Consider the following 20681-nt stretch of genomic DNA (forward strand, 5'->3'; position numbering starts at 1 on the left):
GATCCTCCGTAGTCTTGGTAAACCACAGAGAATCATAAACTCCTGAAATCGCTCAACTTAATTTTCGGTTCGGCTCTCAGAGAAGGTTGTGCAGCGCTTGATGAAACAGGAGAACCTGATCGTTGCCACGCCAAAGCGGCGGCGATACCGCTCTTATCTGGGAGAAATCAGTCCGGCACCCGAGAACCTTATTAATCGCGACTTCCAGGCCACAGCGCCGAATGAGAAATGGCTAACTGATATCACCGAGTTCCATATCCCGGCTGGCAAGGTGTATCTCTCACCCATCATCGACTGCTTCGATGGTCTGGTCATCAGTTGGTCTATCGGAACGAAACCAGATGCGGAATTGGTCAACACGATGCTCGATGCCGCAATAGAAACTGTCACAGGTACAGATGAGCGGCCAATTGTGCATTCTGATCGCGGCGCACACTATCGCTGGCCGGGTTGGCTATCGAGGATCAGTGATGCAAAGCTTGTACGCTCAATGTCCCGCAAGGCGTGCTCCCCAGATAACGCTGCATGCGAAGGCTTCTTCGGAAGGCTGAAAACAGAACTCTTCTACCCCCGGGATTGGAAGACCACCACGCTCGAGCAGTTTATCAAGGAAGTCGATGACTACATTCGATGGTACAACGAGAAGCGGATCAAGATATCACTTGGCGCTCGAAGCCCAATCGAATATCGAAACAGTCTTGGCATTGTAACGTAAAACCAGTCCAAGTTTTTATCCGCACCCCCCCGGGTCAATTCTCAGCGGCAATCAACAGAAGTGCGCACTCGATCACTCACCAGAAAGGTCAAAAAACTCTTGCAAAACGAGCGGCAACCACAGAGACCGTTACCTGAAAAATTTGCGACAGAACCTGATCGCACCGGATTGCCGGCTTCGGGGCTAAGCGCTAGGCTGGGTTGATGCTGACAGATCTAAATCTCAATCTCCTGCGGTCGTTCTTCATGATCGCCGAGGAGCGCAGTCTCACACGGGCGGCGGCGCGACTGAACATGAGCCAACCCTCGGTGAGCCAGGCGCTGCAACGGCTGGAGGAACAGCTGGCGTGCCAACTCGTGCTGCGTGGCAGCCGGAAGTTTGAGCTGACGGCCCGGGGACAGAAGGTTTACGAGGAATGCGGCGAGATTTTCCACGCCGTGGAACGCATTGGCCACCTCACGCAGGAAAGGACCATCGAAGAATTCGGCGAGGTCCGCATCCAGATTATCTCGAACCTGGAATCCCCGCTCGTCAATGAGGCGCTGCGCCTCTACCATCAGCGCTATCCGTCGGTCACATGGATCATGGAAGTCCAGAACAGCCAGGACACGATCAAGCGAATCCAGACAGAAAAATGCGGCATCGGGCTCTGCCTGTTGTCACGCCCCGTCTTCAGCCTGACATGCGAATTGTTGTTTCGTGAAGAATTCAGCGTCTATTGTGGCGCGGAACATCCATTCTTCGGCCGAAAGGAAGTGGAAAAGCGGGAACTGCGTCAGGAATCCTTCGTGTCCTTCACCTGCGCCACCGAGGGACTGGGCCTCGAGCCCATGTCGGTCCTTAGCCAGAGCCTGGGGCTTGGTGAACGGATCAGCGGGCAAAGCCCCAATCTCGAGGAAGTGCGCCGGATGATCGTCGCCGGGCTCGGCATCGGCATCCTGCCCTTGACGGCGGTGCATGACGAGGTTGCGAATGGCCTTCTCTGGCCACTCGAAATCAAAGGCTATCCACTTGGCGCTGACGTCTTTCTAGTCACGCATCCCGACGGCGCCTATTCGCGTGCCGAGCAGCATTTTATCGACCTGGTGCAGGAACTGCGCGCGCTCTATCCCGACATGCATTGAGGGTGCCTGTTCGGCACCCTCGCTCTTTTATCGGTCAGCGCGTGCCACCACGGCATGCAACAGGACGTTGAGGCCGGGTGCGAGATCGTCAGGATCACAGTCTTCCTCGTTGTTGTGCGTGATGCCGCCTTTGCATGGCGTGAAGATCATCGCCGTCGGGCAATGTCGGGCGAGGAAATAGGCATCGTGGCCAGCCTGGGACTGGATGTCGCGCCAGTCGTACTCCATGCGCACCGCTTCCGCACGAATGCCGTCAACCAACGTTTGATCGAAGATATCGCCGCCCCAGAACCATTCGTCCTCGATGACCGCATCACAGCCGGCGCGGGCCGCGCTTTCGAAGACCGCGCGGCGCATCTTCTCGCCCATGACCCGGGCCGTGGCGGGATCGGGATGACGAACATCGCAGATCGCCTGGGCAGTGTCGGACAGGATGCCGGGCTTGTTCGGCCACGCGGCAAGCCTTGCGCCCGTTGCCTTGCCGTCGCCGACGGCAAAATCCCAGCCGATATCGTCCACCGCCGTCAGCCAGCGCGCGCCGGCGACCAGCGCATTGCGGCGAAGGTCCATCGGCGTCGGGCCGGTATGGGCCGTCTTGCCGGTGAAGCGCACCCGCATGCCGTAGCTCGGATATCCGCCCGTCACCACGCCGATATCACGCTTTTCGAGGTCGAGGATCGGCCCCTGCTCGATATGCAGCTCATAATAGGCATCGATTTCGCCGGCCCGGCAGGGCTTGTTGCCATCGTAGCCGATGCGTGCAAGCTCGGCGCCAAACCGTGCGCCGTCGTCGGAGATCAGGTCCTTCACCCAATCGACGTCATAGGCCCCGACAAAACAGCCGGAAGCGACCATCGGCGGAGAAAAGCGCGCGCCTTCCTCGTTCGTCCAGTCGACGACGACGATGGGCCGGCGGGTGATGTGGCCGGCATCATTCAGCGTGCGGATGACTTCGAGCCCGGCGAGCACGCCGGCGATGCCGTCAAAGCGGCCACCGTTGATCTGCGTGTCGAGATGGCTGCCGATCAGGATGGGCGGAAGCGAAGGATCTGTCCCCTCGCGTCGACCAAAGATGTTGCCGAGTTCGTCGATCTCAACGCTGAGCCCCGCATCCCGGCACCAGCTGACGAACATGTCGCGCATCCGGCGATCGTCGTCTGTGAGCGTGAGGCGGGCGAGGCCGCCGGGGCGCCCCTCGCCGATCTGGGCGGAGCTTTCGATCGTCGACCAGAAACGATCGATATTAACGCGGGTATTCTGTGCGAACAACATGGTTCACCTTTCAGATACGATTGCAGACGAAGGGCTTTACATACCGAAGGACATCAGCGTCATCAGGCCGGGGAAGAGAACCAGCAGGAACATGATGAGCGTCATGACGCCGATGAACGGCAGCAGGTAGCGGAAGGAAGCCGACATAGGTATACCTCCGGTGCGGCACGCCGCCATGAGATCGATACCGAGCGGCGGCGTGTTGGCGCCGATCGCCAGGTTGATTGTCAGGAGCACGCCGAAATAGACCGGATCGATCTCGTAGACCCTAAGGACCGGCAGGAAGACCGGCGCCAGGATGAGAATGATGGCGATCGATTCCATAAAGGTGCCGAGCACGAGGACTGCGGCCATCATCAGCATCAGCGCAATCGTGGCGTTTTCGGTGGCACCGGTGATGGCATTGAGCACGAGCTGAGGGACCTGCTCGACCGTTAGAATCCAGCCGAAGACGGAAGCGGCAGCGATGACGATGAGGATGGAGCCGGTCATTTCTGTCGTGTCGCGCAGAAGGCTGAAGACCTTGGAAAGCGACAGCATGCGATAGACGAAGAGCCCGACAAACAGCGCATAGGCGACCCCGATGCCGGCCGCTTCCGTCGGCGTGAAGATGCCGAAGCGGATGCCGCCAACGATGATGACAGGCGCGAGCAGCGCAAGCACGGATTCGCGCAGGGCCACGCCGAGACGCCCCCAGCTGAACGGCTCGCCGCCCTTCCAGCCGTTCTTGCGGGAAATCCACCAGGCGACAACCATCAGGCCGAGACCGAGCAGAATGCCGGGGCCGATGGATTGGATGAAGAGCTGACCGATCGACGTGCCAGTTGCCGTGCCGTAGACGATCAGCACGATCGACGGTGGGATGACTGTGCCGAGCGAGCCGGCGCAGCCAAGGCCCGCAGCTGAAAAACCCGGATGATAGCCGCGCTCCTTCATGGCGGGCAGCATCATCGAGCCGATCGCTACCACGTCGGCCACGCCCGAGCCCGAAAGAGAGCCAAACATCATGCAGGCGGCGATCATCACGATGGCAAGACCGCCGGTGCGCTGGCCGACGACGGCCGCACACAGGTTGACAATCCTTGGTGCCAGGCCGCCATGGACCATCAGCAGGCCGGCAAGCAGGAACAGCGGAATGGCAAGCAGCGTGAAACTGTTGATGCCTGCGACCATGCGCTGGGCGACGACCATCACCGGCAGGGTGTCGCCGACCAAAAGATAGGCGATTGAGGACAGCGCAAGCGCGATCACGATGGGCGTGTCGATCAAAAGCAGGAGAATGAAAACAGCAAAAAGAACAAGGAGTGCGAGACTCATTTGCGCAACTCCGCGGCAACGAGAGCGATAAAAGCAGCGGCCGCAGTCACCGGAAGCGCCAGATAGGAAAGCCCGGCGGGCCAACTGAGCACAGTCGTCTCATGCGACCAGGTCACCCCCGTTATCTGCCACCCAGACCAGAACACGACGATCAGGAACAGATATGACGCCAGCCGCGCGAGGCGCGCCAGGAAGGTGCGAAACCGCCCGGGTGCGATCATCAGGTCCGTCAGGCCGGCGCAAAGATGTGTGTTGCGGACGAAAGCGGAAACGGCACCGATGAACGTGACCCAGACGAGCAGCAGGCGCGGAATTTCCTCCGACCAACGCGGGGTGAAGGAAAAGGCGTATCGGCAAATAACCACGTAGACGATGATGGCGGTGAAGGTGGCAACGAACAGGCCGCCCACGGCACCAGCTACACTGTCTATGGCATTGGAAATCCGCAAACGCGGTATCGGCACATCTTGCATGGCAGCCTCGCTGGTGTTTGAAGAAAACGTGATGTGCCCGCCATGCGGGCGGAAACGTCCCGCCCGCTTCAGACGGACGGGACGAACACGTTACTTGCGATAGCTGTCCATGACTTCAAGCAGCTCGGGACCGAAGACGTCCTTTTCGTTTTCCCAGATCGGCTTTAGCGCTTCGACGAAAGCGGGCTTGTCCACCTCGTTGAACTGCATGCCCTTCGACTTCAGCGTCTCGATCAGCGCGACCTCGTTGTCGGCGACCATCTGGCGCTGTGCATTGCCCCACTTGACGGCGGCTTCCTTGACGATGATCTGATCCTCAGGGGAAATCTGTGCCCAGGTCGTGCTCGACACTGTGAGACAGGCGGCGCCCCAGATGTGACCGGTCATCGAGACGTATTTCTGCACTTCGTAGAAGGAGGATGCGTCGATGATCGAGAGCGGGTTTTCCTGTGCGTCGAACACGCCCTGCTGTAGAGCCGAATAGAGTTCGCCGAATGCCAGCGGAGCCGGCTGCGCACCGAGCGCTTCGAAGGTTGCAAGGCGCACCTTGTCCGGCGTGACGCGGATCTTGATGCCGGCCAGATCAGCCGGCTTGACGATCGGATGCTTGTTGTTGGTGATGTTGCGGAAACCGTTTTCCCACCAGGCGAGAACCTCGATGCCCTTCGGGCGCAGGAGATCGGCAAGCGTCGTGCCGAGCTTGCCGTCGAGCGCAGCGAAAGCCTGTTCGCGGCTGGTCCAGGCATAGGGCATCTCGATGATGCCGAACTTCGGTTCGACGAACTGGAAGGAGCCGCTGCCGATAAGACCACCCTGAATGGTGCCGATCTGCATGCCTTCGATGACTTCCTTCTCCGTGCCGAGCTGGCCGGAGGGGTAGATCTCGATCTTGACGCGGCCTTCCGTCTTCTCAGCGATGTCTTTCGCGAAATCTACCGAGGCCTTATTCCAGCTGTGCGTATCCGCAAGAACGTGGCCGAGGCGGATCGTCGTCTCAGCCAGGGCAGCCGAATGGGCGGAAAGACCGACCATGCCAGCGATCACCGTAGCGGCTAGACCGCGTGAAATTTTTGATATGCCCAGTTTCATAGTTCCCTCATTTGTTGCGTTTATTCTGGCACATAAGGCGACCATAATCGACGTGACGCAAATAGCCGGACTCAATGATAAACATTGCATCCACTTATGCGCGCACGCGTGATTTCCTGTGCGCAAACCGCCTTATCCCGTGGTCGCGATGCACTCTATTTCGATGTCGAAATGCGCCCACGGCTTGATCGCCACGCAACTGCGGGCCGGAAAACCGTTCGGAAAATAGTCGCGATAGACCACGTTCATCTCGGCGGCAAAATCGTTGTCGGTAATAAAAACCAGCGATTTGAAGACGTTGTCGAAGGACGAGTCGGCATGACGAAGTGTGAAGGAAAGCGCCTCCATGCAGGCGCGGGCCTGGGCGGTCATGTCTCCCCTGACGATCTTGCCCGTCTTGAGGTCGATCGGCGGCATCCCGCAGGTGTAAAGCAGCCCGCCGACCCGCGTCAAAGCCGAAGTCGGTGCCCCGAGTTCGCGAATGGCATCGGAAATGATAGGGACTTCAATGATTTCGTGTTTCATGATCATAGCCTCGAAGTGGGGATGAAACGTCACCTGTACGTCTGAACGGCTTTGGTGACACTCAAAAGTTCAAGCGCAAACCCAAAATCAATGGGACGTAGACGGCGCATACCTTGCAACTTGTGCGGCGCGTTTGTGGTGCGCCAGAAAATCTCAGGCTGCTTTGTAAGCCTCCTTCTTCGACATCACCGCCCAGCTAGGCTTTGGATGGCAGTCGTTTGACGCCCACGGGCTGTGCAGGGCGAAGCGGGGTGGGCTTCGCATCGGACAGACAGTTGATAACAACATCGGCGATCCGGGACGAGAGAAAGTCTGACGGTATTCTTGCCGCAATGTCTTCCCCCTCTTCAGGTGAAATTGCGTTGTCGAGCGACCATATCGCTACACCGATGAGAGCATCGGGATTGAGGCGCTTCAATCGCCGGATGGAGAATCTGCCGCGCACCGCTGCATCCATATCCAGGTAGCAGACGACCACCGACGATGCCTGCATGACGGCTTCCGTGTTCAGCTGGCTTGGCAGCAACCCCGCATGACCTGTAACGGTTGCCTGTGCCCCTTGGGCCGAAAGTACCTGTCCCAACATTTCTGCGGTAATATCATCCAGCGCATCATGCCCACCAATACAGACGACCGTTCTGTCCTCCCCAGGCGGGAGTTCAAGCGCGGTCCTGTCGACGGTTAACGTGTCGACTGTAACGTCTTCGTCGTTGTCCAGTTCCTCGTTTGCGATCATCCTGAGATTGTCGATAAGCAGATTGGCACTTCTTATAACCTCTTTGAGCTGTGCTTCATTCATCGCACCACGCACTCGGTCTTGATGTGCGATAAGAAGGGCCGGGATCGCCACGGTCCCGTAATACTCGACCAGGAACTTCTCCTCCAGCATTTCTTCCGCATTATCCGTAGCTTCATTCGGGTCACCCGCAAGTAGGCGCTGGTAAAGCCGTTCCTCGGGGGCAAGGACGGGCTCGTCGCCAAACAGGATCTCGAAAAATTCGAACTGCGGTACGTGCCGTCCCAAAACGACCAGACAAACGGTTAACGGCGTGGACAGGACAAGCCCCACCGGCCCCCATAGCCATGCCCAGAAGATTGCAGACACAATGATCGCGAGCGGTGACAGGCCGGTTCTGGATCCATATAGCCATGGCTCGATCACGTTATTGCTGACAAGCTCGATCACGACGAAAAGAGCAATCGTCCAGACAAGAAGCATCCAGCCGGGTGAGACAGCAAATGCCAGAAAGATCGGCATTACCGCAGCAATAACGGGGCCTATATAGGGGACAAATCTCAAGACAACCGCCAGCATGCCCCACAGCAGCGCGTTAGGTATGCCAAGCAGCCATAAACCTATGCCCAAAGGTATACCGTAAGCGATATTCACCATCAGCTGCATCAGCAAATACTGGCCAACACGGCGGCCAGCCTCTTGAAGGGCTTCGGTCGTCCGGTGCAAATCGCCATAGCCGACCAGCCGGATAAACCGGTCCCGCAGCTGTTCCCTTTCGAGCAGCATGAATATGACGACGACTACAACCAGGCCCGTCGTTGCCAGCGGACTGATCAAGGGACCAATGATGTTCTCCAGTGTCTCGATAGGGCTGTGTGGCGAGAATATCTCGACGAGCACCGGCTTTCTTGGGGGTTCAGAGCCGGTGTCCGAGGCAACAGGCTTTTCTTCAGGACTGCTGATTTCTGCCCCTATTTTATCGGCAAACCGGTTCAGGCGGTTGAAGATTCCGCCCTCCGTGCCGGCCTGTTTCAGGGCCCTGATTTTTTCAATGATATTATATTGATAGGCCGCAATGTTCTGTCCGACCTCAGTTACTTGAAAAGCCAGGATTGCGCTGAAAACAGCAACAATAAGGAAACTGCCCGCAACACTCGTAATAATTGCGACAAGCCGGGGAAATCCCAACCGTCGAAAGAAGGCCACGATCGGAGCGAGCGTGAATGTCAGCAAAACCGCAATGGCGAAGGGCAGAAAAACATCTTTGGCGAAATAAAATACAGCGCTTGTCCCGGCTAACACTGCAAGAGTTGGCCATTTGGTTTGCGACGTGTTTAACGGCCGATTACGAGTAGGAACCCCACCATAGCGGTCCATTGTGCACCCCGCTGCTTATTGCTCAACCGAATGAATAGTGCTGCTTCAATCGATACCCGTCAAATGAAAACCTGCTGGCTGTTGCAAAAATGGGGCATGACCCAAGGCTCTCAGCGTCGCTAAAATACATCAGTGATGAGTGATGCAGGCATCGTAAACTTAGCTGCGGTAAGACCGGCAAGACACCTGTCGCGGCTAAGGCGAACCAGAATATCTATATTCACGCCATGATCGACAATAACCCGGCGACCATTCGCGCAGATAATCTCAAATTGCCCACGGCAAGGATCCTGTGGAGCGGACTGACATTGAGGCGCGGTCTCCTCTATGCGCACCGGGATAAAACCCGTCGCTGAATTTTCTCCATGCCAAACCCCAAAAGCACCTTCACGCGCCAGTTTGCGCCATGAAAATAATTGCGCTGGAAATAAACCGTGGCGACGAGCCACGGTCGTAACGCTGTCCCCGCAGCTATAGCTCTCTTCAACAATCTGCCGTTTCGCTGTCGCGCTGAAACGGCGGCGTCGACCTGTGCCTACAATCTCAAGTACGTTCAATTCATTATAAGTCGTATCGCTGCTCATACGACCTATAATCAGGACAGCAATGAGGCATCACAAGGCGGTCTTCAGCGGATGCATACGTTCCACAATACTAAGGCGTGGAAACTCCTCCGCGATAACACGGCGAAAGCCCATCTCACGCTCTTCATGGCCACGATAGGAAAGCGAACCGGCAAACAGCGCACTCTTGCCTTCTGTCGAGCGGCAAAGAAAACGACCAAGAATATAACCGCCAAGACGACCCGCAGCGCGATTGTCGATACCGATATAACCGACGCGCGGTACATGCATGATATCAGACGCAATGGTGACGATATGTGCGCCGGATTGAGCCAGCGAGTGCATGGCCTCACGCACTGTCGGGTGATCCAGTGCAATTACGCCAACGCCTTGCGTCTGTCCTCTGAGGCATTCAAGCGCACGCGCAAGCGTGTTGGGATTGAAGCTTTCGACACTGTGTAGCTAAGTTCGATCTCAGGTTTCAAGGCCGCCTGTCTGGCAATTTCATCTCGCAGATTGGCTATAAAGCTAGCCTTTCCGGCCAGAGAAACTTAACGTGACAATACCCGAGGGATCCAGTCCTTCAGATCGTGCAACCGCCGAAACGTTGCACCTCGGGATACAATAACCCGGCCTCGCTCAGGATCGGAAGATAGTGGTTACAAACACTTCCCTTGGAGGTGCATGGTTTATGTTGGTGCTTCTCCAGTCACAAACCATTAGCCACCATTGTTTTATGATCAGATCATCGGACGGTTTTCAGCCCGCGCAAGGCGCCACTCTGAAAAAAATGCACGCATCAGATAAAACAATACACCAGCGACAATAGCAGGCCATACCAGAACATATGCAGTCAGTAATAACGGGGTCATAAAAGTCTCCTTCTTATATATTGACCGTGGAATCGAAGTTTCCAGTCTTTTTCGCGATGGTCGAAAAATCGAACTCTTCGGTGTTACGCCAGGACATCCCGACGCAAATCAACGTGCTGATGGCATAGGCAAGAAGCGAAGCCGTCAGCACAGGGTAGGCGTGCAATGCGCCAATGCTGATGGGTGCCACGATGATGATCGCAACTATGCCTGCGGCACGCGCCACCTTGAAACCAAAAAAACCAAACGCCATCAGACCGGCGACAACGCCCACGCCAATAACGGCCAGGATATCTGACACAATAGCAATGCCGCCACTCAACTCGATAAAGCCGAACCGCACCGGGAAGAACACGGCCAGCGCGACAACGACCGATGTGGTGAAGGCTTTGTTTGTAACCTTCGACCAATAGAAACTGGCGATCACCGGGAACACCAGAGCCCCCCAGATGGCGCCGACCAGAACCAGAAGATCAAGGATGTTGAACTTGTTGCTGGCGAAAAACAATGCTGCACCGGTGGCGGTGATCATGGTCAACCGCCCAATGAACAGCATCGTCTTGGGGTTAGCCCGAGCTTTACCCGAAAGATTGCGGCCATAGATGTCCGCCATCATGATTGAGGACAGGGCCGCCAGATCGGAATCCGCAGTGGACGCCAGGGAGCCAATGACCATGATGAAGAAAACGCAGAGCAGCCCCTTGCCCAGATAGGTCGCAGCGAGCTGCGGGATAAGGTTGTTCGTATCACCGTCCATCGGCACGACACCGATATAGAGTGCAATCACACCGAGAATGCCCACGCCGATTACGGTCGCACCATAGCCCACCGTCGCGGTTATGAAGGTGCGCTTGATCATATCCGGACGGACAGCAAATAGCCGCTGCGCAATGGTCTGGTTGCCGATAGCATAAGCCAGAACAGCAGCAATATAGGGTGCGCCCTGATTGAGAAACGCGTCGGATGAAAAGAACGATTTCTGCTCAGATGTCAGGTTTATAGCCCCGGTGACAAATATTTCCGTGCCGCCCGCAGAGAAGAACACAGCCGGTACGATGATAACTACCGCGCCCAGCATGGCACAAACCTGAATGAAGTCAGTCAAGATCGACGCCCGCAGTCCGGACCACAGGGTGTAGAGTAATACACCGGTTGCGACAATCAGGATGCCAGCGCTGAAAGACAACGGCGATAGCATGGCGATCAAGGCCCCGCCAGCAATGAAGTTTGACGTCAGGCTCAGCAGGCTTCCGAGGATGTTGGAACCGGCCAAAATGAGCTGACTCGATTGGCCATGGCGCGCACGCAAGATTTCGGCAAGGCTATGGGCATGAGGCGCCAGCTTTCTGATGCGCATGCCAAAGGGATAGATGAACAGGATCATCAACGCCCCCCAGAGACCGTAATGGATCGGGCCAGAAACACCATAGGTGTAGCCCGATGTAGCCGAAGCGTAGAGTGAAGATGCCCAGATCCAGGTTGCTGTCATGGAGGCGGCGGACATGCCCAAGCCCACATTGTTTCCGGCAGTCATGTAATTATCGGCATTTTCTTTCTTCTTGCCGATAGAAAGCGAAATGTAAAATGTCCCGCCAAAGAAAATAAACAGAAGAAAGAGTGTAAGAGGCGTACCTAATTGTTGATATTGCATTATGACCTTTACGTCGCGATTTTTTGCGTCCCAGAGAAGGGGCTGTGTCTTGTTCTTATAGCTGGGACGAAAGTCACCGAACTGTGAGCGGCACAAAGAGCCGAAACGCGCAGAAGCGCAAAGAAGAGCGCGCGCGTAGGGAAAGCTGAATTCAGCAACCCCTCTTATAAGCAATAATATTCAGAAGTCCACCCTTGAGCTGCTCTGGTTGGAAATGCCGTACGCCTGCAATATGCTTATAATAATATAATAAATATATACTATATAATAAGGATACATATATAGGTATTTTTATTAAACAACTTATGTAATATACTATATAAATCAACTTAAATTATTTATTTTTTATAATTATACTAATTCACAACGATAAATTTAAAAATTAAATAAACTTACCATCATTCACCCACTAAATAGAGTCAACTATTTCGCGGGTCCTGATTCACTGCTGAACTCAATATTCGTCATATTTCACGCGAGAGACATGTAGAAAACAACTGATAATTCACGGTAACAATCGGCGGTTACAGATGTTCAAAGCACTCCGCACAATCTGGACACCACGCTCATCAGTCAGACGCTCAACCATTTCGTTCAGCGTCAATGGATTTGCTCTAGCATATATATCAGATTGCCGCTGTTTATGGTGTTTGAGCACCAGTTACCGTGAGATAAAGCGCATATAGCGACTTGGTTGCCGCAATAAACAGGCGATTGCGCCGCGGCCCGCCGAAGGTCACATTGGCAACCGTCTGCGGGATTTTAATTTTGCCGAGCAAGCTGCCATCCGGCGAAAAACAATGGACGCCGTCGCCAGCGCTGGTCCAGAGATTGCCGGTGGTGTCAAAGCGGAAGCCATCGGGCAGGCCATTGTCTATCGTGCAGAACACATCACCGCCACTTACGCTGCGAGCGTCTGCTGATAGGCTAAAAGCGCGGATATGCCGAGGGGCATCATCGGCATGGCTATAGGCACTGTCGGCCACGAACAGTTTCTTTTCGTCGGGCGAGAAAGCAAGGCCATTAGGCTGCTGAAAATCCGTGATGACCGCTGTAAGTTCACCGCTGGCTGGATCAAGACGATAGACGTTGCGGGTGGGCTGTTCGGGTTCGGCCTTGTAGCCTTCATAATCGGCTAATATGCCATAAGTGGGATCGGTAAACCAGATCGTGCCATCCGAACGGACAATAACATCATTGGGTGCATTGAGTTTCTTGCCATTGAAGCTGTCGGCAAGGATGGTGATGCTACCGTCTACTTCAGTGCGGGTGACGCTCCGTCCGCCATGTTCACAGGTAATCAGGCGCCCTTCGCGGTCACGCGTATTGCCATTGGCGAAATTGGACGGTGCGCGGTAGACCGACACCCCACCCTCAGCTACCCAGCGTAAGATACGCTGGTTGGGAATATCGCTCCACAACAGGCATCCGTGATCGTTAAACCAGACCGGCCCTTCGGCCCAGCGGCAGCCGGTGTAAAGTTCATCGAGGTCGGCGCTTGGCACAATCATTTGCCGGAAGCGCTCGTCATGGATTTCGTAGATCGTATTTCTATGGGACAAGGAGTCGACTCCGGGAACAAGTTTAACGTTTTGCCCTGCGGCTGCTGGCAAGCAGGATCACCGCAATGATGGTGAGGCCTGTCAGAACCAGGCGCACGCCTGCGCCAAAGCCATAGGTGTTGAGCATTGAGACAATGAGAAACATGAACAGGGCTGCACCCCATATGCCGGGAACATTGGAATCGCCGCCTGCCACCGCTGTGCCGCCGATGATGACGACCGCTATGGACATCAGGAGATATTCCGCGCCCATGTTGAGCGCCGCGCCGCCTGAGAAACAGGCCAGTAGAAATCCGCAAAGGGCCGCCAGCATTGCGCAAATAATATAGGTGACGAAGCGCGCGCCATCCACCGGAATGCCCGCCATGCGTGCGGCGAAAGGGTTCTGCCCGATAGCCGATATCCATCTGCCATATATGGTTTTCTTTAACGCAACCCAGCCGATGACGGACAGAATGAGGGCGATAATCGCAACATTGGGAATTCCCAAAGTGGAAGAAGTCGCAAATTGCGCAAGGCTCTCAGGTGGCTTTACGCGCAGTCCGCGATTACTCCAGATAGCCGTTGATTGCACGAGAAAACTTAGTGACAAGGTGGCGATGATCGGGGGGATGCGCAACAGCTTGATCAGCGAATAATTGCAGATGCCTACGGCCAGGCCGATGAGAATTGCGACACCCAGCCCGGCAAAAATCATGCCCTCCTGCGAATCCATGAGCTTGAGCGCAATGGTTGCAGCGAGCGTCATGGTTGCAGGCACCGACAGGTCGATATTTCCAGGCCCCAATGTGATGACGAACATCTGTCCCAGCCCCACGATTACCGAAAAGGACGCGAAGGTGAAGGCTGCATGCGACAAGCCATGGATACCGGCACTGCCCGTAAAGACGATGGTGATGAGCCAGACGGCAACCGTTGCGGCAAACGACCAGATCCACGGGCGCTGTGATAAAACCGAAAAGGCGTTCATCATTTTTTCTCCCGCTTTTCCAGGCGGTTGAGGAAGAGGCGTAACGCCAGTACTGCAATGAGGATCGCGCCTTGTGCTCCAATCTGCCAGTCCGGTGAGATTCGCATGAATGACAGAAAAGAACCAGCAAGGGTTAGCGTCAGAGCGCCGACGACCGCGCCGATGGGGGAAATGCGTCCTCCAACAAATTCACCGCCGCCGAGAATAACACCGGCAATGGAAAGAAGCGTGTAGCGCAACGCAATATTGGCATCGGCGGATGTGGTCAGGCCGACAAGTGCTATGCCGGCAAGGATCGCAAAAAAGGCGGCAAGCGCATAGGTCGCGGCTCTTATGCCGGTGATTGACCAGCCCGCGCGTTCGATGGAGCGTCCATTGCCACCGGCACCGCGGATCAAAACGCCAAATGTAGTGCGCATGATGAGAAAATGGGTGATAAGTGCAATCAGAACGCTTGCGACAATCGCCATCGGGACAAAGGGCGGCTTGGTCGTCATGATCCACCGCGCCCAATCGGGTGCATGCCCTCCCGGAGACGGCAGCAAGAGAACAGCCAGACCGCCCCAGACGAAGCTCATACCCAGTGTGACCACGATGGAGGGCAGGTTTCGCAAATGTATTATAGCGCCCAATGCTGCATAAACGGCAATGGCTGCAGCCAGAATCAGTACGCCTATAAAGGGGTCGGTATTCAGATAGGTTGCCGTAACACAGACCACGAAGCTGACAAAGGTTCCCATCGATAGATCGAGATCATTGACGGCCATGATCAGCATCTGAGCAATCGTTGCCAGTGCGATCGGGACTGCAAGATTAAAGAGCAGATTCAGGCCGGTATAGCTCATGGCGCGCGGCTGCATATAGAATACAGCAGCCAGAAGCAGCACCAGGGAGAAAATCGGAGTCAGCAGGCGGATGGATGCCGAGTTGAGGCGCATTATTCAGCCCCTCCCTCAAAGGATGCGGCAAGGACGTTTTTCTCGGTGATGTCGTGGCCTTCGAGCTGGGTCACGATAGCGCCGTCGCGGAAAACATAAACACGGTCGCAAAGTTCGATCTCGTCCATTTCTGTCGAATACCAGACAAATGTGCGGCCTTTCTCGACTTCATTGCGTAGAATCTCATAGACTTCCTGCTTGGTTCCCACATCCACGCCGCGCATGGGGTCATCCATCAGAATGATGTTGGCGCTTGTAGCCAAGGCGCGCGCGAAAAGAACCTTTTGCTGATTACCGCCCGAAAGCGACAGAATACCATTATCCATATTCTGTGTGCGTATCTGGATCTTCTCTTGCCATTTCTCGCCGATTGCTGCCTCGCGGTCAGGATCGACCAGTTTCATGGATGAAAGGCGGTTGAGCGAATTGATGGTGAGATTGAGGAGAATGCTCCAGAGCGGAAAGGTGCCGTTAAGGCTCCGGTCGCCGGGGACAAAGGCGATTTCACACGCACCCGAAGGCATCCAGTTGGATCGTTGGGCATAGTAAAGATCGAGCAAAATTCTGGTCTGTCCGTGGCCCGCCAGTCCCGCCAGACCGACAATCTCGCCTTTGAATGCTTTGAAGGATTGCGAATCCTTGCCGTGTGCAGGGCGTGACAGAACAGGTATGTCTTTGTCTTGCCTGCTTGCAAGCCGCCGCTCCGCCTTGGCGCGTTCGACGCTTCCCATCGCTTCAACGAGGCTGCGATTGGTGAACTCCTTGGCCGGGCGATTGGCAACCACCTTGCCATCCTTCATGACGACAATTCGGTCGGATGTGGAGAGAATTTCTCCCAGCATGTGTGAAATCAGGATTACTGAGCCGCCCGATTCCACAAACCGCCGGACATAAGCCATAAGTTGTGCCGCAATGCCTGCATCGAGTGACGAAGTTGGTTCGTCCAGAATGACCAGTTTGGGTGCGCTTTGCGGAGCGGTGAAGTTGATGGCGATTTCCACCATCTGCCGTTCTGCAATCGACAACTCGTCGACGCTCGCCCAGACGCTGATCTTGTGATTAGGGAAGATTTCATCAAGCTTGCCGGAAATCAGCCGGATAGCATTGGCGCGCCAATTGGAACTACTCAGGTCGCGCTGCATGATGCGCACGTTTTCGGCAATCGTGAGGTTGGGAAACAGTGACAATTCCTGGAATACGCATCGAACACCATGCTTGCGCGCCGCCAGAACACCGTGATCTGCTTCTCCGTGATAGGAGAGGCTTCCAGCATGCGGCGTGAGCCCTCCATTGATCACATTCACTATGGTGGATTTGCCCGCGCCATTGTGGCCGACAAGTCCGACGCATTCGCCTTCGTAGATCACGAGTTCAGCGCCATCCAGTGCCTTGACAGCACCAAACTGCATTCGGATGTCCCGCGCTGCCACGACCTCTTGCTTCAGGGGTGTTTCTACCATGCTCAAACTATGATTGGAGAAAGGGAGGGGGCGGTTTGGCCGCCCCGTCTGGCTCAGGGACAGCTAGTTTGCTTCGCTGATGATCTTCTGGGCGTCTTCCAGACTATATTCGACATTCGCCACACCACCCTTCTGGGTATTGGTGAGCGAATCCTCAAGCGTATCCTGGCTGATGCTCAAAAATGGAACAACGAGGTCTTTCTTGACTTCCTGGCCGTCAAGAATCTGCTGGGCGACCCAGAATGCAAGCGTGGAAACACCGGGCGCAATTGAAACCGACATGGTTTCGTAGCCGTTTGCGTCTTTTTGCTGCTTCCACCATTGCAACTCATCTTCACGATTACCCATGATGATGATCGGTGTCTCGCGTTTGGCGGCTGCAAAAGCCTGCGCTGCGCCATAGCCGTCACCGCCCTGCGTCACAACCGCATCAATTTTCGGCAGGCTTGGAAGAATGCCGGCCACTGCGCGCTGCGCCACATCCGCTGCCCAATCGCCGTTGACAGAACCGACGATTTTGAAACCTGGATGCCTGGCTACACCGGCTTCGATGCCGGCATGAATGTTGTCGTCTACTGAAACACCGGCAAGACCACGGATTTCCAGCAGGTTTCCGCCTTCCGGCAAACGTTTTGCGAGATAGTCGATCTGGCCTTCACCCATTGCCTTGAAGTCGACTTCAATGCGCCAGGCACATGGCTCGGTTACGATACCATCGAAGGATACCACCGTTATGCCGGCATCACAGGCTTCCTTGACTGCACCATTGAGCGCTGTCGGGGAAGCTGCATTGATGACGATTGCGTCATAGCCTTGCAGGATCATATTCTGGATCTGCGCGGCCTGCTCGGTTGCCTGATTTTCAGCCGTGGTGAAAGCATCGGCAGCGGCGACGATGCCGGAACTGACCGCTTCCTTTGTCACCTTATCCCAGCTTTCGAGCATCGCCTGACGCCATGAATTGCCGGCATAATTATTTGAAAATGCGATTTTCTTTGATGATGTATCGGCAAAAGCGCCGCCTGCTGCCATTACGCCTGCCAGCGCGACGGATGCGAAAAGAATCTTTCCAAGCTGCATCTAATCCTCCCATGTGCACTATTTAAGTTCTTATGCATGGTGAATGCTTCGGAACTGTTCAATCTATGTGCGTAACCTCCCACACGGCCGCTTTCTGGCGACCCCCAGTTTGGCGAAACATTCCCAATGTGTTGCTTCGCGTAAATCTTGCAAAAGCTTTGCCATCGCAAAGACACAGACAGTTTCTGCAAAATTTCTGGTTGAACAAGAATGAAATAAATATGCTATTGAGGGAAGGCTGATCGAAGCAATTAGGCTGCGGATTGCCGCAACAAAATTGCGGGAAACCGCAAGACGCCTTGTGAGGGAAATAGCATATTAAAAGAAAGCAGTTCGCGTTTTGGGAGGAGATACACTTGCTTGAACGCGTTCCCGAACGAAGATCGGAACTGGCTGCCGAGCGGCTTCTGGAGCATTATCTCAATATTTCGAGATTGCTCGCCGGTCAACTCGATTTCGATTCCATCATTCAGGCGGTAGCGGCAGAGATAAACTATATTCTGCCTTATGATCATCTTGATGTCTGTATCAAGATGGTGGACGGCAAATTTCATATTGCTTATGAAAGCGGAATTGAAACCGCCTGGAGTAAAAATCCTCCGGCGCTTTTGTCTGGCAGTCCCATTCGCTCGCTTCTATCGGGTGAAGTCGATTATCTGCTGACAGATAATGCATGTTCAGACGGGCGCTTTCATTTCGAAGGCTCGTTTTCCACTCCCATTCTCGAACATGGTCTGAAATCACGATTGCATGTTCCACTCAAAGCGCAAGGAGCCATTATTGGCGCGCTGAGCTGCTCCAGCCTTCACGCAGCCCGTTATACGATGCAGGATATTCGTAATGCACAATCGGTCGCGGATCTGCTCGCGCCCTATTTCTATGCAATCCGTGCGACGGAGCAGGCCAAGCAATCAGCCGTTGTCGAGGCGGAAGCCAATGCCCGCGAGGAGGGGTTGCGCTTAGGGGCGTTGAAGCTGACGGAAGCTTTGGAAATGGAGCGGCAGCGCATCGGAATGGATCTTCATGACCAGACCCTGGCTGATCTGACACGGTTGGCGCGTCATGTGGAGCGCCTGACCCGTAGTCCCGATCTTACGGGTGAGCAGTTGGAACCGCTCTTTCGCGGACTTCAGAATTGCATGCATGATCTTCGCCAGATCATTGAAGAGGCAAAGCCGTCGGTTCTCCAGCTTTTTGGTTTTGTCCAGGCAGCGGAAAATCATCTTGTTCGATCCGTTCAGGATAGCGGCTCGATGATTGAATGGGTGCTCGAAGATCGTAGTGGCGGTCTGGTGGATGGGTTGAAGGGCACGGTGGAGACTTCACTTTTCCGTATCGTGCAGGAAGCAATCAACAATGCCATTCGCCATGCGCATGCAGAGGAAGTGCGGGTGCGGCTTTCCAACGGAGATGGCCGTTTGCAGGTCGAGATTATGGATGATGGAATCGGCATGGACCGCCAGATAGAGCGCAAGGGACGGGGCATTGATAATATGCGAACGCGCGCACGACTTATTTCGGCGGCATTTTCAATCAGTAACAATCCGGAAGGCCGGGGCGTGTGCGTGAGCATATCTCTGCCTAAATTTATGCATAGCAAAATAGCAGGAGGCAAAGATGGACGTTCTTATTGTTGAGGACGATCCCTTGCATCGTGCTTATCTGGGTGAAGCAATCCGGGCGGCCCTGCCAGAATGCGTTGGGGTCTATGAAGCGCCCAATGGCCTGGAGGGTGAAAAGCTCGCCCGGCAATATCGCAGCGCCCATATTGTGATGGATCTTCAGATGGACGAGCGTAACGGCATCGAAGCTGCGCGAACCATCTGGAAGGAAAACCCGGAAACCCGGATTCTATTCTGGTCCAACTATGCGGATGAGGCCTATGTACGCGGTGTTTCCAGAATTGTACCCGAGGGCGCAGCCTATGGCTATGTACTGAAATCGGCATCCGATGATAAGCTTCGATTGGCGCTGCGCAGTATTTTCGTTGAGGCGCAATGTGTAATTGACCGCGAAGTGCGGGGCCTTCAACAAAAAAGCCAGGGCCATCTTCGCGGTTTTAGTGAAGCCGAATATGAGATTCTCGTCGATATAGCGCTTGGGCTTACGGACCGGGTTATTGCCCGGCGGAGAAATCTCTCCTTGAGAAGCGTTCAGAACCGCTTGCAGCAGCTTTATGACAAGCTTGGCGTCTATCAGGAAAAAGCAGACCCGAACGAAAGCCATTTCAATTTGCGCGCACGCGCGGTTACGGTTGCATTGCTGCGGAAGCTTCTTAATTATAATGGGCTGGAACGCGCTGACGCCGAACTTCGCGAATGGCTGAATCGCGAATCAACGAGGTGAAGACCGTCTCTAAAGATTTGGAGAATCCGCTGCGCCGCCGTGCCGACATCTGTAGACGGTCACTGAAATAACGAAACGTAACAGGAAATAGTGGAGTTCACCGTGAGTGAAAGAATTTGATACCAATTGTCCGCATCCGTCTTCGCCGTCTAACGGGGAACTGGATCGCGGCAGACAAAGTTTCTGCATGATAATCGAATTTCTGGCAGGCGCTTTACGTGCCAATAACTTATCAAACGCGATAAACTCCCTACACTACCCTCACTCTGCTACGATTACATCAGCGACATGAATCGGACAGCCCGGATCGATTCATAGAATGCGTTGGACGTTCTCGCTTGAATATCGGATTCTGGGTGCATGTCGAACCAGAATTCGTTTCCGATACATTTTCATAAGATCGAACCGCACAACAACATGCGTCGCTTCTACACTTTGTCGGTTCAACCCAATCTGTTCGGTGAATGGTGTGTCATGCGCTATTGGGGCCGGATCGGGACACTCGGACAATCCCAGCAACAGACCGTTTCAGAGGTGGTTCGGTTTGTCTGCACAGTTTCGGGCGTTTCGTTAAGTGGATTTCCGCCTCGATTATGCCGCCACCATCATTG

The 20681-nt window shown here is 54.8% G+C and carries 18 protein-coding genes and 2 pseudogenes; 5 read left to right on the plus strand and 15 right to left on the minus strand.

The features are described from left to right. Positions 1 to 64 precede the first annotated feature (64 nt). Both DKP76_RS18055 and DKP76_RS18060 read left to right on the plus strand, forming a co-directional pair. A pseudogene (locus tag DKP76_RS18055) lies at positions 65 to 715 on the plus strand (IS3 family transposase); the annotation flags it as partial. Positions 716 to 918: 203 nt separating this feature from the next. After that, positions 919 to 1839, plus strand: coding sequence for a LysR family transcriptional regulator (locus tag DKP76_RS18060; protein WP_109708048.1), 921 nt, complete (start codon positions 919 to 921; stop codon positions 1837 to 1839). A 27-nt stretch (positions 1840 to 1866) separates the two neighbouring features. Here DKP76_RS18060 and DKP76_RS18065 read toward each other — a convergent pair whose 3' ends face one another. From DKP76_RS18065 to DKP76_RS18130, 15 genes and pseudogenes are all read right to left on the minus strand, one after another. After that, positions 1867 to 3111, minus strand: a complete 1245-nt coding sequence (locus DKP76_RS18065; protein WP_109708049.1) for a Zn-dependent hydrolase — start codon at positions 3109 to 3111, stop codon at positions 1867 to 1869. 36 nt (positions 3112 to 3147) lie between these two features. Further along, positions 3148 to 4428 carry a TRAP transporter large permease gene (locus DKP76_RS18070; protein ID WP_109708050.1) on the minus strand — a complete coding sequence of 427 codons (1281 nt, stop codon included), beginning with the start codon at positions 4426 to 4428 and terminating at the stop codon, positions 3148 to 3150. After that, positions 4425 to 4901, minus strand: coding sequence for a TRAP transporter small permease (locus DKP76_RS18075; protein ID WP_109708051.1), 477 nt, complete (start codon positions 4899 to 4901; stop codon positions 4425 to 4427). Before DKP76_RS18075 ends, DKP76_RS18070 begins: the two co-directional genes overlap by 4 nt. Before the next feature lie 90 nt (positions 4902 to 4991). Further along, positions 4992 to 5990 carry a TRAP transporter substrate-binding protein gene (locus tag DKP76_RS18080; RefSeq protein ID WP_109708052.1) on the minus strand — a complete coding sequence of 333 codons (999 nt, stop codon included), beginning with the start codon at positions 5988 to 5990 and terminating at the stop codon, positions 4992 to 4994. A 132-nt stretch (positions 5991 to 6122) separates the two neighbouring features. Next, positions 6123 to 6515, minus strand: coding sequence for a RidA family protein (locus tag DKP76_RS18085; protein WP_109708062.1), 393 nt, complete (start codon positions 6513 to 6515; stop codon positions 6123 to 6125). A gap of 196 nt (positions 6516 to 6711) precedes the next feature. Beyond that, positions 6712 to 8628 (minus strand): AI-2E family transporter, encoded by a 1917-nt coding sequence (locus tag DKP76_RS18090; RefSeq protein ID WP_109708053.1) that lies wholly within the window; start codon positions 8626 to 8628, stop codon positions 6712 to 6714. Between the two features lie 119 nt (positions 8629 to 8747). Further along, positions 8748 to 9212, minus strand: a complete 465-nt coding sequence (tnpA, locus tag DKP76_RS18095; protein ID WP_109708054.1) for an IS66-like element accessory protein TnpA — start codon at positions 9210 to 9212, stop codon at positions 8748 to 8750. Between the two features lie 60 nt (positions 9213 to 9272). Further along, positions 9273 to 9733: pseudogene (locus tag DKP76_RS18100) on the minus strand (substrate-binding domain-containing protein); the annotation flags it as partial. A gap of 198 nt (positions 9734 to 9931) precedes the next feature. Further along, positions 9932 to 10063 (minus strand): putative transporter small subunit, encoded by a 132-nt coding sequence (locus DKP76_RS19555; RefSeq protein WP_210204489.1) that lies wholly within the window; start codon positions 10061 to 10063, stop codon positions 9932 to 9934. Positions 10064 to 10076: 13 nt separating this feature from the next. After that, positions 10077 to 11714 carry a sodium:solute symporter family protein gene (locus tag DKP76_RS18105; RefSeq protein WP_109708055.1) on the minus strand — a complete coding sequence of 546 codons (1638 nt, stop codon included), beginning with the start codon at positions 11712 to 11714 and terminating at the stop codon, positions 10077 to 10079. Between the two features lie 641 nt (positions 11715 to 12355). Then, positions 12356 to 13225, minus strand: a complete 870-nt coding sequence (locus DKP76_RS18110) for an SMP-30/gluconolactonase/LRE family protein (protein WP_109708056.1) — start codon at positions 13223 to 13225, stop codon at positions 12356 to 12358. 73 nt (positions 13226 to 13298) lie between these two features. Then, positions 13299 to 14246 (minus strand): ABC transporter permease, encoded by a 948-nt coding sequence (locus DKP76_RS18115; protein WP_109708063.1) that lies wholly within the window; start codon positions 14244 to 14246, stop codon positions 13299 to 13301. Beyond that, positions 14246 to 15184, minus strand: a complete 939-nt coding sequence (locus DKP76_RS18120) for an ABC transporter permease (protein ID WP_109708057.1) — start codon at positions 15182 to 15184, stop codon at positions 14246 to 14248. Before DKP76_RS18120 ends, DKP76_RS18115 begins: the two co-directional genes overlap by 1 nt. After that, positions 15184 to 16644 carry a sugar ABC transporter ATP-binding protein gene (locus DKP76_RS18125; RefSeq protein ID WP_109708058.1) on the minus strand — a complete coding sequence of 487 codons (1461 nt, stop codon included), beginning with the start codon at positions 16642 to 16644 and terminating at the stop codon, positions 15184 to 15186. Before DKP76_RS18125 ends, DKP76_RS18120 begins: the two co-directional genes overlap by 1 nt. A 63-nt stretch (positions 16645 to 16707) precedes the next feature. Continuing rightward, a complete protein-coding gene (locus DKP76_RS18130) occupies positions 16708 to 17724 on the minus strand; it encodes an ABC transporter substrate-binding protein (RefSeq protein WP_109708059.1) in 1017 nt (338 codons plus the stop codon). Positions 17725 to 18080: 356 nt separating this feature from the next. Here DKP76_RS18130 and DKP76_RS18135 point away from each other — a divergent pair, with 356 nt between their 5' ends. From DKP76_RS18135 to DKP76_RS18145, 3 genes are all read left to right on the plus strand, one after another. After that, on the plus strand, positions 18081 to 19361 hold the full coding sequence (locus DKP76_RS18135) for a GAF domain-containing sensor histidine kinase (protein ID WP_109708060.1): 1281 nt from the start codon (positions 18081 to 18083) through the stop codon (positions 19359 to 19361). Continuing rightward, positions 19342 to 20070, plus strand: coding sequence for a response regulator transcription factor (locus tag DKP76_RS18140; protein WP_109708061.1), 729 nt, complete (start codon positions 19342 to 19344; stop codon positions 20068 to 20070). Before DKP76_RS18135 ends, DKP76_RS18140 begins: the two co-directional genes overlap by 20 nt. A 360-nt stretch (positions 20071 to 20430) precedes the next feature. After that, a partial coding sequence (locus DKP76_RS18145; protein ID WP_109708064.1) for a WGR domain-containing protein occupies positions 20431 to 20681 on the plus strand: 251 nt, incomplete at its 3' end.

The organism is Falsochrobactrum shanghaiense, from assembly GCF_003149535.1.
GTDB lineage: Bacteria > Pseudomonadota > Alphaproteobacteria > Rhizobiales > Rhizobiaceae > Brucella > Brucella shanghaiense.

Excerpts from the sequence above, each read along its gene's own strand:
- DKP76_RS18080 (WP_109708052.1), bottom strand. The coding sequence starts at position 5,990 with ATGAAACTGGGCATATCAAAAATTTCACGCGGTCTAGCCGCTACGGTG.
- DKP76_RS18130 (WP_109708059.1), bottom strand. The coding sequence starts at position 17,724 with ATGCAGCTTGGAAAGATTCTTTTCGCATCCGTCGCGCTGGCAGGCGTA.
- DKP76_RS18075 (WP_109708051.1), bottom strand. The coding sequence starts at position 4,901 with ATGCAAGATGTGCCGATACCGCGTTTGCGGATTTCCAATGCCATAGAC.
- tnpA (WP_109708054.1), bottom strand. The coding sequence starts at position 9,212 with ATGAGCAGCGATACGACTTATAATGAATTGAACGTACTTGAGATTGTA.
- DKP76_RS18115 (WP_109708063.1), bottom strand. The coding sequence starts at position 14,246 with ATGAACGCCTTTTCGGTTTTATCACAGCGCCCGTGGATCTGGTCGTTT.
- DKP76_RS18125 (WP_109708058.1), bottom strand. The coding sequence starts at position 16,644 with ATGGTAGAAACACCCCTGAAGCAAGAGGTCGTGGCAGCGCGGGACATC.
- DKP76_RS18085 (WP_109708062.1), bottom strand. The coding sequence starts at position 6,515 with ATGAAACACGAAATCATTGAAGTCCCTATCATTTCCGATGCCATTCGC.
- DKP76_RS18090 (WP_109708053.1), bottom strand. The coding sequence starts at position 8,628 with ATGGACCGCTATGGTGGGGTTCCTACTCGTAATCGGCCGTTAAACACG.
- DKP76_RS18140 (WP_109708061.1), top strand. The coding sequence starts at position 19,342 with ATGGACGTTCTTATTGTTGAGGACGATCCCTTGCATCGTGCTTATCTG.
- DKP76_RS18070 (WP_109708050.1), bottom strand. The coding sequence starts at position 4,428 with ATGAGTCTCGCACTCCTTGTTCTTTTTGCTGTTTTCATTCTCCTGCTT.
- DKP76_RS18110 (WP_109708056.1), bottom strand. The coding sequence starts at position 13,225 with ATGATTGTGCCAAGCGCCGACCTCGATGAACTTTACACCGGCTGCCGC.
- DKP76_RS18060 (WP_109708048.1), top strand. The coding sequence starts at position 919 with ATGCTGACAGATCTAAATCTCAATCTCCTGCGGTCGTTCTTCATGATC.
- DKP76_RS18065 (WP_109708049.1), bottom strand. The coding sequence starts at position 3,111 with ATGTTGTTCGCACAGAATACCCGCGTTAATATCGATCGTTTCTGGTCG.
- DKP76_RS19555 (WP_210204489.1), bottom strand. The coding sequence starts at position 10,063 with ATGACCCCGTTATTACTGACTGCATATGTTCTGGTATGGCCTGCTATT.
- DKP76_RS18105 (WP_109708055.1), bottom strand. The coding sequence starts at position 11,714 with ATGCAATATCAACAATTAGGTACGCCTCTTACACTCTTTCTTCTGTTT.
- DKP76_RS18120 (WP_109708057.1), bottom strand. The coding sequence starts at position 15,184 with ATGCGCCTCAACTCGGCATCCATCCGCCTGCTGACTCCGATTTTCTCC.